This is a genomic window from Rhodococcus sp. NPDC056516, assembly GCF_042794655.1.
Lineage (GTDB): Bacteria > Actinomycetota > Actinomycetes > Mycobacteriales > Mycobacteriaceae > Rhodococcus_F.
Genome location: NZ_JBHTTG010000001.1, coordinates 1 through 13280 on the forward strand (window position 1 = coordinate 1; position 13280 = coordinate 13280).

11 protein-coding genes are annotated in these 13280 nt (G+C 60.8%); 2 read left to right on the forward strand and 9 right to left on the reverse strand.

Translation table 11 applies throughout. The annotated features are described in order from the left end of the window. Positions 1 to 89: 89 nt before the first annotated feature. From ACFQ6Y_RS00005 to ACFQ6Y_RS00030, 6 genes are all read right to left on the reverse strand, one after another. Positions 90 to 782 carry an alpha/beta hydrolase gene (locus ACFQ6Y_RS00005; protein WP_378627349.1) on the reverse strand — a complete coding sequence of 231 codons (693 nt, stop codon included), beginning with the start codon at positions 780 to 782 and terminating at the stop codon, positions 90 to 92. A gap of 69 nt (positions 783 to 851) precedes the next feature. Next, positions 852 to 2075: a lipase family protein gene (locus ACFQ6Y_RS00010; RefSeq protein WP_378627371.1), complete on the reverse strand. Its 1224-nt coding sequence runs from the start codon at positions 2073 to 2075 to the stop codon at positions 852 to 854. Between the two features lie 277 nt (positions 2076 to 2352). Further along, positions 2353 to 3009, reverse strand: coding sequence for a TetR/AcrR family transcriptional regulator (locus ACFQ6Y_RS00015; RefSeq protein ID WP_378627374.1), 657 nt, complete (start codon positions 3007 to 3009; stop codon positions 2353 to 2355). Positions 3010 to 3043: 34 nt separating this feature from the next. After that, positions 3044 to 4837: an AMP-dependent synthetase/ligase gene (locus ACFQ6Y_RS00020; RefSeq protein WP_378627379.1), complete on the reverse strand. Its 1794-nt coding sequence runs from the start codon at positions 4835 to 4837 to the stop codon at positions 3044 to 3046. A gap of 128 nt (positions 4838 to 4965) precedes the next feature. Next, positions 4966 to 6327, reverse strand: coding sequence for a DUF1214 domain-containing protein (locus ACFQ6Y_RS00025; protein WP_378627381.1), 1362 nt, complete (start codon positions 6325 to 6327; stop codon positions 4966 to 4968). 102 nt (positions 6328 to 6429) lie between these two features. After that, the gene (locus ACFQ6Y_RS00030) at positions 6430 to 6687 is read right to left on the reverse strand and encodes a helix-turn-helix transcriptional regulator (protein WP_378627385.1); all 258 of its coding nucleotides are present in this window, start codon (positions 6685 to 6687) and stop codon (positions 6430 to 6432) included. Between the two features lie 742 nt (positions 6688 to 7429). On the opposite strand from ACFQ6Y_RS00030, the gene ACFQ6Y_RS00035 reads away from it, so the two are divergent. After that, entirely contained in the window at positions 7430 to 8257 is an 828-nt protein-coding gene (locus ACFQ6Y_RS00035; protein WP_378627389.1) for a dTDP-4-dehydrorhamnose reductase, read from the forward strand. 185 nt (positions 8258 to 8442) lie between these two features. Here ACFQ6Y_RS00035 and ACFQ6Y_RS00040 read toward each other — a convergent pair whose 3' ends face one another. Genes ACFQ6Y_RS00040 through ACFQ6Y_RS00050 form a run of 3 tightly spaced genes read right to left on the reverse strand, consistent with a single transcriptional unit; the run spans position 8443 to position 11846 of the window. After that, positions 8443 to 9255, reverse strand: coding sequence for an SDR family oxidoreductase (locus tag ACFQ6Y_RS00040; RefSeq protein ID WP_378627392.1), 813 nt, complete (start codon positions 9253 to 9255; stop codon positions 8443 to 8445). Beyond that, the gene (locus tag ACFQ6Y_RS00045) at positions 9248 to 11050 is read right to left on the reverse strand and encodes an AMP-dependent synthetase/ligase (RefSeq protein WP_378627395.1); all 1803 of its coding nucleotides are present in this window, start codon (positions 11048 to 11050) and stop codon (positions 9248 to 9250) included. Before ACFQ6Y_RS00045 ends, ACFQ6Y_RS00040 begins: the two co-directional genes overlap by 8 nt. Before the next feature lie 31 nt (positions 11051 to 11081). Beyond that, the gene (locus ACFQ6Y_RS00050; RefSeq protein WP_378627398.1) at positions 11082 to 11846 is read right to left on the reverse strand and encodes an SDR family NAD(P)-dependent oxidoreductase; all 765 of its coding nucleotides are present in this window, start codon (positions 11844 to 11846) and stop codon (positions 11082 to 11084) included. 193 nt (positions 11847 to 12039) lie between these two features. Here ACFQ6Y_RS00050 and ACFQ6Y_RS00055 point away from each other — a divergent pair, with 193 nt between their 5' ends. Next, entirely contained in the window at positions 12040 to 13272 is a 1233-nt protein-coding gene (locus ACFQ6Y_RS00055; protein ID WP_378627401.1) for a cytochrome P450, read from the forward strand. Positions 13273 to 13280 lie beyond the last annotated feature (8 nt).

Genomic DNA, 13280 nt, shown 5'->3' on the forward strand with positions numbered 1-13280 from the left:
TCTCTGCTCTCCGTGCAACGTAGCGGTTCGGTCCGACGCCCCCCGAGCGGACCGGGGATCTACGGCTCGGGGGGTGAGTAATCGGGTGGTCAGACCTGAATTTCGCTGAGCGCGTCGACGATCAAGTCGGCAACGGCTGATGGCTGCGACGCCAAGGACGCGTGCCCAGCCGGCAGTTCGACGAGTTTGCGGGGGTTCATTCGCCCAGCCATCATTCGCTCGTTGTCGGGATGGATCATTCGATCTTCACTGGAGACCTGGTACCAGGTCGGCTTGACCTTCCACGCCGGTGCAGTAACCGCGTCACCGAAAGCGCTTGCCAATGGCGCCTTTTGGGTTACTGCCATGATCAATGAGTCGCTGACGTCGAGATCCTGACAGAAGCTTTCGCGATACTTTTCCTGGATGATCCACAGGTATCCGTCGGAGTCCGGTGCCAGGTTTGCGGCGGCGGCAGGCGGGTTCTGTTGGGTGATACCGCCAGGGCTTTCGCCGGCGTCGGGTGCAAACGCTGCGATGTACACCAGCCCGACGACGTTGGGGAGGTCCCCCATTTCGGTGATGACTGCACCGCCGTAGGAGTGCCCGACCAGCAGAACTGGGCCTTGAATCTGCTTGACCATCTTGCGCGTGCGTTCGGCATCGTCAGCGAGTGATGTCAGAGGCAGTTCGACGGCACGGAGTTTCGAATATCCCCGGGCGTCCAGATCGACGATTACTTTGCCCCAGTGGGCCGCGCCGCCCCAAAAACCGTGTACCAAAACAATAGTTACGTCACTCATGCCGTTCCCTTCGGTTGATGATCTTTGCTGTCGGCAGTAGCCAGGCCACTGGTGTTCGTGGTCAGCCCGTCAAGCACCGCACGCGGAGTTGACGGGTGCCTTGTTGATTCGGTCCCACAAGAATTTTGCCGCAAGCGGCATTCCGGTCACTGTTCCGAAATCGTGACTGAGAGTTGATCCCGGTAGCAGAGGCGGTGTGATGTCGTCCTGTGTGAATTCGACTTCCGCTCCCAATGCACACCACCTGTCTCTCAGTGCTGCAACGGAATCAGCGGGAACGATGTCGTCGTTAGTGGACGTGTGCAGGTATACCGGGGCGGATGGGGCCGTGCGTCCGATTTGTTGATCGTCGACGACCGCCGCGAGTTCCGGCTCCTCGGACAGGATCTGAGAGAAGGATTTTCCGTCGACGGTGTAGTCGGTACTACGAGTACCCAACGATGTCAGCCCGGTATCCGGCACGCATTGCGTTGCGCTGGTCGTCAGCCATTGCTTTCCCTTGTCGTTGAGTCGCTTGTCGAAGATCGGCCCTAGCTCGGGGTACCTCGCCATCAAGCTGTTGAGGGTGTAGCCGACCGCTCCGGTGAGCAGGGACCCGTCTGCCTTGCGGAGAACCTCACGCAGGTCGGGATCGGCTGCCCCCGCGTAGGTTCCGAGCACGTTCAACTCGGGCGCTCGTTTGCCGACGATTTCTGCCGCGGACGCGCTCGCGCCGCCACCTTGGGAGTAACCCCAGAAGGCGATCGGTGTGGAGTCAGGCAGATTCCACAGTTGATTCGAGGCGCGCGCGGCATCGACGACGGCGTTGCCCTGCTCAACTCTGTTGACGTAGGTGTGGATTCCGGGAGTGCCGAGCCCGATGTAATCGGGCATGACTACACGAAACCCTGCGGTGAGCAGCAAGCCGGCGTCTGCGACGTTGTAGTTGACCGGCAGGCTCAACTGAGGGCTGATCTGAATGTTGAAGGCCCATGCAAGGTTCTTCGAACCGGCGCATTGATCGCCCTGACCGAACGTGCCCGGAGCAACGACGACGGTGGGCCGTTCACCGGGTCCGCGCCAGGGAAACGCCGGGGTGATGGCTGCGCCCGTGGTAGCGACGGGAGTCCCGTCCACGAGTGTGGAGGTGTACATGATCCTTTCCCCGTTGCCTGGCCACGTGCCGGATATGCCGGGTATCTGCCCGAGGAGGGCAGTTGTCTCGGACTTGATCATCGCTCCCTCCCCTGTCGGCAACGTCGCGGGTGGTTGATAAAAGTCCTGCGATTCCGCTTGTGCGAGAGCAGGAGTCATAGAAACAGCTCCTGCAGCGAGGAAGCCCACTGCCGCGAGACGGAGTAGTGCAACTTTGTGCATTTCTTCTCAGATCTTCCGTGTAAGACATTGTTGTCTAACTTTCTTTCAAAGTAGCGCACTTGTGACGGGACTCGCAATGGTCATCGCTCACCGGGGTTCGCCACAGCGGGCGCCCATGAGAGTGTCTGCAGGGTGAGCTTCGGCCGCAAAAGATCTCTGACCTGCGAGAAGTATCGGAACGCCGAACGGCTCCGGAGAGATGAGGGAGGTCGGATCAGCCGATCGAGGTGTCGGTGCCGATCAGAGCGCTCAGAATCGTGGACATGACTTTGACAAGACTGTCGACGGGCGGGCGAGTGGGCGTAGTGCTCCACTGATGCACGAGAGCTATGAGTGCGCCGATGAAGGCCGTCGACGCCATGTCGTATCCGCCGGGAGGAACAAAATCCTCACCCACGGCATTTTGCACTGTCGATTTGAAGAACGCGGCCCATTCTGTGCGCCGCTCTACTCGGTGTGCTTCCACTCGGGGGCTGACCCCGACGATGTCTACGTACGAGATCTGAGCTCGCCGAGGATCGCTGCCGATCGACTCGACGAACGCCGTCATCGCCGTTTCTGCGAGATCGGTGAGTGTGACGGGCTTTTCGTCAGCGATCGCAGTCAACATCGCGTCCCGCGCATCGCTTTGAATCTGGTCGTACAGAGCGATCAACAGATCTTCGCGGCTGTCGAATTCGTCGTAGAACTGTCGTCTTGCAAGGCTCGCGGCGGTGCAGATGTCTGCGACCGAACTCGATGCGTAGCCCTTGTCCGAGAAGACTTCCAGCGCAGCCCAAATGAACTGCAGCCGCCTTTCGGCACGCCGAGCCGATACCGGTCGACCACCGTAGTTTCGAGTCTCGTCGCTCACCTCCTGCACGTCGTACATGATAGTCCCTCGCTCGGTGGGCGACGCAGAGACCTCAGGCGTAGATCGCCTCCACGTCGGAAGCGTAATTTGCGAGGACGATGTCACGCCTGAGCGACAGCTTCGGCGTCAGTTCCCCGGCATCCTGAGACCATTCGGTGTCGAGGATGCGGAACTGTTTGATCTGTTCCGCCTTCGAGACCATCTTGTTGGTTTCCGCTACAGCACTGTCGATTTCGGCGTGCAGGCCGTGAACGAGCTCGAGATCGGAGACAGTTACCTCCTGGGGTAGGCCTCGCCGCTCCCGCCACGCCCGAAGTGCGGTGGAATCAAGAGTGATCAGCGCACTGATGAATGGTCGTGCGTCGCCGAGCACCATTGCCTGATTGATCAGGGGGTGAGCACGGAGGGCATCCTCGAGTGGGGCCGGTGAGACATTCTTTCCTGCAGCAGTGACCAGGATTTCCTTCTTACGGCCGGTGATGAAGACGTAGCCATGCTCGTCGATGGTCCCGAAGTCTCCGGTCCTGAACCATCCGTCGTCGAAGGCCTCCGAAGTGGCGTCCTCGTTGTGCCAGTATTGGTCGAAGACGACGGGACCCTTGACGAGAAGTTCTCCATCCTCGTCAACTTTTGCCGAGTGCCCGTCGAAAGGTCTTCCCACTGAACCGATCTTGTGGTGGCTGGGTGTGTTCAAGGTGATCGCGGCGCTGGTTTCCGTCAATCCGTAGCCCTCGAGTACGGGGACGCCGATGCCGTTGAAGTAATGCCCGAGTCGCGCCCCCAGGGGTGCGCCGCCTGAGACGACGTGGGTGCACCGGCCTCCGAGCACGGTCTTGATTCTCCGGTAGACGGCCCAGGAGAAGATCCGGTGTTTGAGCGCGAGTCCTGGCCCCATGCGCTCAGGCGACTGACGGCAGCGGCTCCATTCGATGGCCACATCTGCCGCTGCGTCGAAGATTTTGCCTCGGCCTGCGTCCTGCGCATTCTGCCTGGCACCGTTGTAGATCTTCTCGAAGACGCGCGGTACGGACAGGACGAAATGCGGTTTGAATTCCGCGAATTGGTCAACCAACGTGGTCCAATCAGACGTGTGCCCGACGGTGACCTTTGCATCGAAGGCGCTGAGCGAGACCACTCGCGCAAAGATGTGCGCCAACGGGAGAAACATGAGTGTGCACTTCCCGTCGCGCAGAGCTGCCGAGAGTGCATTTCGTGCAGCCATGGATTCGGCGAACAGGTTGCCGTGTGTCAACACGACCCCTTTGGGGCGTCCGGTTGTCCCGGACGTGTACACCAGGGTGGCGGGCGTCGAAGCTTTGACGGTTCGGCGCCTGGCCTCGACTTCTTTCCGGTCTGTCACCTTGCCGCGCCGGACGAGTTCGCCGATGGCGCCCGCATCGATCTGCAGCGTTTCGCGGAGTTTGTCCAGGGAGTTTCCGATCGTGTGCACGAGTTCGCGGTGAGCGGGGGTCTCGACGACGAGGAGGACGGCCCCGGAATCGTCGAGAATCCACGACACCTGCTCGGCCGACGAGGTCTCGTAGACGGTGACGGTGCATGCACCAACGGTCCAGATCGCGTAGTCGAGAAGCACCCACTCGTAACGCGTCGATGCCATGATCGCCACGCGATCCCCCGGCGTGATACCTGAGGCGATCAACCCGGCAGCAGCAGCTGTGACCTGCTCCGCGAATGCTGCCGCCGTGACATCAGCCCACTGCCCGTCCTCGCCGCGTTTCTTGAACGCGACGAAGTCCGGTGACTCGTCGGCGTAGCGAAACACGTTATCGGTCAGAGATATCCGGCTCGGCACGGTCAAAGTGACTGGTGAGGTGAAAGCGCGCATGTCTGTCGATTCCCTTCGAGGGCAGCTCGATGGCAGTCTCCCGCCGAGTTCGACAAATGTTAGACACACGTATCTCACTTTGTCGAGTGCTGCCTCCGCGTCGCGCGCAACGTCCGGCCCCGCCGAGCCTAAGAAGTGCGGGGTTCGTCGACGTCGATCAGGTCGACATCGTCCAACTCCCATTCTTTCGACATCACTTCGGGTCCGACGCCGTAGAAGCGGAACATCAGCTCGAACGTGACCGAGGCTCCGGTTGCAATGAAGTTCGACTCCAGTCCGGGAATTTCCTTCGGTCCGAAGTACACGTCGAGGGATCCGTCGTCGTTGACTTTCACTCCGGGAGTTTGAGAGGAAACCGAGAACTTCGTAGCGTGACGGATGAAGGTGTGGTCGTTGCCGTCATACATCGTGACGGACCAGTATTGGGAGACAGGTACGCCGGACGGTACTCGCATCCGGTACGTGCGATCGGAGCGGAACAGATTGCCTGCGCGATCGCGAATGTTCACAAGGTAGAACTGCCCGACGCCCAACCGTTTGAGACCGATGAAGGCCATGTGATAGACGACGGCGCGGTCGGTGTACGGGTAGACCTCGCCGTTCGCGAAGTTGCGATTCTGTCCTTCGATGAAATCGCGCCCGGCCGGAAAGAACCATTGTCGGCCTTCGAAGAATGCAGGCTCGTGCTCGTACAGCTCCCGCAGCCACTCGTGTGCTTCCTGTAACGCTCTCTCCAACAGCGCGATCCGCTGGGACGACGGCGTAAACGGCCGTCCGCGCTCGATGCCGATCGTCTTCAGCATCTCCGCAAAGGCGCGATCACGTGGAAGCCAGGGCTCGGCCTGCACCGTGCGGTCCAACGCTTCCCAATATCGGATGTCGTAGGGAATCCGTGTGTCGACCAACTGGCCGCGCAGGTCTCTCCTCGTCGTCGACCGCGGATTATCCGCCTCGGCGAGCGGATAGATGCCAATCTTGCTGCAGTACTCCAATCCTGAGTCGAGGGCAGCCTGGGTCGGGGCGGGGAGTACCGATCGCAGCAATGCGTACACCCGATTCGTATCGGATTGCAACACAACATATCCTTCGGGTATCGGGCCGTCGTAGCCAGGCGGTAGGACGAGATAACGGGCGCCCCTGCCCTCGTCGGCGCCGAACCTTCCCACGTCTTCGAGCGGTACCTGCCAGACGTTGCACACACTGCCGTTGAGTACGTGATGGTCGGATCCTGCCGGGATGTCTATGACCATCGGCCCGTCCCGCCCCGGGTCTATGAAGGCCATGTAGTAGATCAGGTCCGGATTGGGCGTCAATGTTTGATTCTGCCAGTCCAAAAGACCTGACCAGAAGAGGAATTCGTTCTTTCCCTCGGGCGCCATCTTCGAGCGCATGATTTCGTAGTTCACTGCGGCCATCCCCCAGACTGCCGCCTCGACGGCACGTCGGTGAATCACGCGCTCGATCGCATTCCCATCTGATCGATTCGACATCCTCGAACCCTCCTCGTTCCACCCGTCGTATTGACGCCCCCACAGCCTGGCTGCTCCCGGCGCATCGCGACTCACTCGAAACGGGTGATGTGCAGGTCGGGATTATTCGGTCCGAGCTCGAGAGGGGTACTGAGAAGGTGACACCCCGTAATACGTCTTGAACGCAGTGCTGAGATTGAACGCATCCGAATATCCGGTCTTCTTCGCCAAACGATCCAACGTGAGCGTTGGATCGACGATCAGCGAGTCCGCGACCAGCGCCAGCCTCCACCGTCGCAGATGCTGCATCGGGGGTTCACCGACGGAACTTTTGAATTCAGAGACGAACATGGATCGAGACATGCCGGCGATGGCGCTCATCGCCGGCAGGGTCCATTTCTTCTCAGGATTCGAGTAGACTTCCCGCAATACTGCGCTGATCGATTGACGGGGATCGTGTGACAGGTTTCCCACACTCCAACCTGCAGACCACTCCGCGAGCATCAAGCAGACAATCGACTCGAGGAGTCTGACCGCCGCGGACGGGAAACCTTTCCCATCGGCCCAGTTGTCGTGTTCCCGAGCAAGCGACTGCAGGGCATGGGATACCGAGCTGACCTCTGAGGTTTTGGACGTCAAGAGATTCGGAAGGTGATGCTCCAGAATCGAATACAGATTCCCCGCCGACTCGAAGGAGAATATGAGGGCGGATGGATGGCTCGACTTTTCCGCTCGATCCGAATCGCGATACGGTTCGGACAAACGAAAGTTACCTTCGCCGGACAGGCACAAGATGCCGACCCCACCAGCGTGGATCACTGTAACTTCTCCGCGTGAAGTGGTGGATGTAATCTCCAGTGATACTTCAGTATTGCTGAAAATGAGGAACTTTCGCGAGGATCCCATTTCGAATGTCGACGACTCTAGAGATGCACTGAAGTCCTCGATGCCGGGCTTCAGGATACCGAAGTTCACGATACGAAATGCCGAGAGTGCGCTGTCTACGGGACTGAGCATCTCCTGATCCTAGGCACATGGAGAGTGGGAGGGGCGAAACGCAATCACATGGATCCTGAACTCGCGCGCATGGTGAGTTGACCGGTCACGAACCTAGCGTTCAACCATGGCAAAAGGTAGAGAGATTCTGGTACTCGGAAGCACTGGCCAAACCGGCCGGATAGTGGCGGATTCACTGGAGAGTGAAGGATACGCCGTACGGCGAGCCTCCCGTTCGTCTGTGTCCACGCCCTTCGATTGGTTCACGCAGGGCACCTGGCGGCAAGCAGTCGAAGGCGTCTCGCGAGCGTACGTGGTTTTGCCCGAAAGATTGGTGGAGTTTGTTGCCTTCGTGAACCTTCTGGAGAATTGTGGAGTTGAGCATGCAGTTGTTCTGACGGCTAGAAACCCATCCGTCAGCGGTGACGGCATAGCTGTCGGCGCCGAATTCGCGTTTGCCCAGTCGGCGGTCAAGAGCACTTTCCTTCAGCCGAGTTGGTTCGCGCAGAATTTCACGACGGGTATGTTCGCGGGACAACTTCAGGCCACCGGCGCATTGAGGCTCCCAGCGGGAGCCGGTTCTGAGCCGTTCATCGATTACCGAGACATCGCCGAAGTGGCCTCCGCCATCCTTTCCATGGACGACCCGTCACCGAGCGGTCCTGTGCCGCTGACGGGTCCGAAGTCCTACTCATTCGAGGAAGCACTCCGGGTCCTTGCTGATGTAACCGGCACGGATGCAGGGAGATTCGAATCGATCTCCGTTCTCGAATGGAAATCCGATGCAGCACGTATGGGAATTCCTGAATCCTTCGTGCAGTCGCTGACAAACCTGTTCGTTGCGATATCCAAAGGTCGTGACGACTACATTTCCAGCGGTGTGTACGAGGTGCTCGGGCGGGAACCTCGTACACTTTCCGACACTTTCAGTGATCACTCGAACGTGACGAGTTGAGCAACTTGTGTCGCGAGACGGAGGTACCTTCCTCGTGATCATCTACCCTTGGACGGTCTGCTGAATCGAGCGCGCCTACCGGGACGCTGACGAGCACGAAGACCCGACTAGCTCTGTGCTAGTAGAGATTCCAGGGACGTTTCGGTAACGACGCGCTGATGCGAGTGTTTGCCAGTCCGCATTCATCACTGGAAGTCGCGTGTAGCACCCCTCCAAATGTCCTCGCGGCACATCAACGTCTCGCCACCACCGTCCACGAACAGGGTCTGCCCGGTGATCCGCGTATTGGCCGGACTGAGGAAGAACGAGATCGCCGGTGCGACGTCCCATGACTCTGCCCGTCCACCGAGCGGCATAGGACGTGCCGCCATTACGCGAGCGACCTCCGCCGGAGTCCGATCGCGGTTGGTCATCGGCGTGTTGACCCATCCAGGTGCAACTGCATTGAGTGGGATGCCTGCACCCGCCCACTCCGCGGTCGGAGCAGTGCGTCGTAGCCATCGGCCCGCTGCTCGTTTGCTGCTGGCATATGCCGTGTGCTCGGCGTCGCCGGGTAGCGCGTCGACCAGGCGGACGGCGAGCCCCTCATTTCCGGCTAAGCAAGCTTCGACCACACCGTCGTCAACGGGGAGGAGGACAGCACGCGACGTGATCAGCACCGCGCGGGGTGCGTCGCGACGCAACAAGGGGCGCAGTCCCTCGAGGCTCGCGATCGCGCCGAAGTAATTGATCCGCACCGTCATACTGTCCTGACGATGGACACCGGCATTGGCGACGATACCGTCGATGCCGGTCGGTGCGAGGTCATGAATTGCATCGAACAGAGAGGTGCGGCCGGTGAGCGTCGCGAGGTCCGCGATTACGTCGACGTCGGCCAGGTCGACACCGATGACGCGGTCTCCCTGGGCGCGGAGGTGTTCCGCTGTGGCCGCGCCGATGCCACTTGCGGCACCGGTGACGACGATGGTGCGTCCACCGTTGGATTCGTTGTCAGACATAGAGGGCGTCTATCTCAGCGGCATACTTCTCGTGTACGAGCTTGCGCCGTACCTTGGTTGTGGCGGTGAGCTCTTCGCCGTTGGTGTCCCAGTACAACGGCAGTACCCGGTGTGCACGCACCTGCTCCACGCGAGACAACTTCTCGTTGCCACGGGCAATGCCCTCGGCGATCTCGTTCATTATCTGTGGATCCTGTGAAAGCGTCTCCGCGCGAAGGTCCGTGATACCGCGGGTGGCCGCGAATGCGGCGACCTGCTCGCGGTCGAGAACCACCAGTGCCGCGATGTGTGACCGGCCGTCGCCGACCGCGACGACCGAACCTGCAAGGGGACAAGCAAGTCGGAGGGCGTTCTCGATGTTCGCCGGGGCGAGGTTTTTACCCGACGAGTTGATGATCATGTCCTTTTTACGGTCGACGATCCGGACATAGCCGTCCTCGTCGAGGGTGGCGATGTCGCCGGTATGGAGCCATCCCTCCCCATCGACCGCCTCGGCCGTTCTCGTCGGGTCGTTGCGATAGCCCCGCATCACGCCGGGACTACGGAGCAGTAGTTCACCGTCGTCGGCGAGCTTCACCTCGACACCGTTGCGCGCCTGGCCCACGGTGCCGATCCGTATCCGACGAGGGTGGTTGGCGATGCCCGATGCCGCGCTCTCGGTGAGCCCGTAGACCTCGCAGACCGTAACGCCAAGCGCGAGAAAGAATTCCAGTGTTTCCGGCGCGATCGGTGCTCCGCCGGAAGTCGCGTAGTACAAGGCATCGAGGCCGAACCGTTGCCTCCACCGGTTCAAGACGTTCACGTCCAGCGCGGCGTGTTCAGTCGCAAGCGCCTTGGAAACAGATGCGCCGGCGAGCTCCAGACGGATCTTTTCCAGCCCGACTGCGAGCGCTCGCTCGGTCATGTCCCGTTCGGCGGTGGACTCCGCGGCGATCGCATTTTCGATCATTGCCTTGAGCTTGTACCAGATCATCGGTACGCCCATGAAGGTCGAAGGGTGCACCTCCAAAAACGCTGTCAGTACCGATCTTCCATCGATTACGTCTGTCACCGTTGCCCCGGTCACCATCGGTAGGTAGTGCGCGGCGAACCTGTTCGCGAGGTTGGCGTCAGGCAGATACGACAACACGCGCTCCTCCGCATCAGGGGTTGTGAATTCCTGTTGCTGCGCCGCCCTGGTCGACGCGGAGTAGAGCAAGTTGGCATGGGTGATCTCGACGCCCTTGGGATCCCCTGTTGTGCCCGAGGTGTAGATCAATGCGACCAGATCGTCGCGCGCGACGGCGCGCCAGGACGCCTCGAAGTCGAAATCCGGATCGGAGAGCGCGTCGAGCGCGTCCAGTGAGATCTGGTCGGCGGCAGTGCCGTCGACGCAAACCACGCTAGTACCCGGGTACTGCCCTGCAGCCGGGCGAATGACCTCACTGAACTGCGCCTCACACACGACCACCTGGCTGCCGGCAGTGCCGAACAACGACGAGACCTGATCGGCGGTGAACGTGTTGTAGATCGAGTACGACACCGCACCGAGATGCATCACTGCTGCGTCGACGAAGTGAAATTCCGGCCGATTTCTCAACATGATCGCAACTGTGTCGCCAGGGCGCACCCCGAGTCCGGCGAGACCGGCGGCGATGCGTCGAACCTGTCCGTCGTACTCGCGCCAGGTGAACGCCCGCCCGCCCGCCCAGTCATGCAGCGCGACGCGATCGGGGTGAGCGGTGACTGTGGACTGGAATACGTGGCAGAGGCTGGGCGCCTGAGCGACCTGTTCCGTGGTCAGATGAGTCGGCACGTGAGGCCTTCCTTGGTCGAGGGGTCGGGACTCACAGGGCATTTGGGGGCCAGAGTTGGAGTACCTGTCCCGACATGTGGGTCGTGGCGGGTGAGACGAGATAGCACACGGCCTCGGCGACCTCTTCAGGTGTCCCGAGACTGTCGGCGATCTCTTTCTCGCGCTCGGGCTGTTCGCTGAGTCGCTTGCGCAGCCTGCCGGTCGAGATCAGACCTGGAGCAACGCAGTTGACCCGAATTCCCTCGGAGGCCAGCTCGTTCGCGAGGTAGCGGGTGTAGTGCATGACGGCTGCCTTGGTAATTCCGTAGTGGGCGTAAGTGCCCTGCGAGTTGGCGACCACCCCGGTGACCGAACCCATGGTGACGATCGCGGGATTGGTTGCCTTTCGCAGTGCCGGGAGACATGCCTGCACGGTCGTGATGGTGCCGTGAAGGTTGCGACGCAGAACGTCGTCCAATGCATCCAAATCTATTGTGGTGGCAGTATTTTCGGCAAGTCCTCCACTCCCGCCGCCAGCGTTGCACACCACGGCATCGAGTTGTGACCACTCCCGGAGGATCTGTTCGCCGAGCGCATTCATCGCCTCGACGTCGGTGGTGCTGGCCTCGAGTGCGATGGTCGGCGCGCCGATCTCGCTCAGTTCGTCGAGGACCGAACCGGCGGCCTCGCCGAACGTGCGGTATCCGTCGAAGTCGGTATCGACGACAGCGACGGCGAACCCCTCGCGTGCGAGGGAGAGGGCGATCTGGCGGCCGATGCCGCGAGCGGCCCCGGTAACGAGTGCGGTGGTGGACATTATTGCCTCCTGCGAGTCAAACGATCATTTACTTGTATGTGCCCCGACTGCGCCCTGTCAAGGGCCGAGGGGGAAATTGATGTAACAATCTGTTCGGGATGTGGCATTGCTTTTTATCCGATCAGCAGGATAATGATGTGAATAAGTGAATAACAACTAGATTTCAATCGAACACTCAGCCTCTGGAGATTGTATGACACACGCAGTCGATGTCCCCTTGTATCCGATGCCTCGAAGCGTCGAGCGCTGCCCGTTCGATCCGGCAGAGGGACTGTTCGCGATCCAGCGTGGCGACGGGCTACGCCGGGCGCGGATCTGGGATGGCAGCCAGCCCTGGCTCGTAACACGGCACGCTGACGTCCGGGCAGTGATGGCGAGTCCGCTGGTCAGCGCCGACACCGACAACCCGGCATATCCACACAGCTCCGCCGCGATCAAGGCGCGCCGGGCACGGGCGAAAACTTTCTTCACCGAAGACGGTGCCGCTCACGACATCCCGCGCCGCGCGCTGGCCAGGGACTTCACGGCCAAACGCATGCAGGGAATGCGCGAGGTCGTCCAGACCATCACCGACCAGTGCATCGACGAGATTCTCGCCGGCCCGAAACCGGTGGACCTCGTCGCGGCGCTGGCTCTCCCGGTGCCGTCGGTCATGATCTGCGAACTGCTCGGAGTGCCGTACGACGAGCACGATCGTTTTCAGGTGCTCACCAAGGTGTTCACGGCGGCGACATCTACGGCGCAGGACACAGTCGCAGCGGCGGAGGAAATGATCGAGATGATTGCCGTGGTCATCGACGGCAAGATGGACAATCCGGCTGACGACACGTTGAGCCGACTCGTCGTCGAGCAGCTGATTCCCGGACACATGACCGTCGAAGAGATCGCACGGATGGGGTTGCTACTTCTGACCGCCGGCCACGAGACGTCGGCGAACATGATCGCCCTCGGGACTGCAGCTCTGCTGTCCAATCCGGCGCAGGCCGCCTTGATCCGCGACTCCGACGATCCCGCGGTCGTCGCAGGCGCAGTCGAAGAACTACTGCGCTATCTGACCATCGTCCACTCGGGCGCCCGGCGCGTCGCGATTGGTGATTTCGAGATCGCCGGGACACAGATTCATGCCGGCGACGGTCTGATCCTCGACTTCGGTGCCGCCAACCGTGACGCCGACGCCTTCACCAGCGACGACCACGCCGAACCTGACGTCCTCGATATCAACCGACCCGCACGTCACCACCTCGCATTCAGCTTCGGTGTTCACCAGTGCCTCGGCCAGCAACTCGCCCGGGTCGAACTGCAGGTCGTGTACTCGACCCTGCTCAAACGAATCCCCACCCTCACACTTGCCGAACCGCTCGAAAATCTCGAATACAAAACCGACATGTCCATCTACGGCCTGCACAGCTTGCCGGTGACCTGGTAACCGAAAGG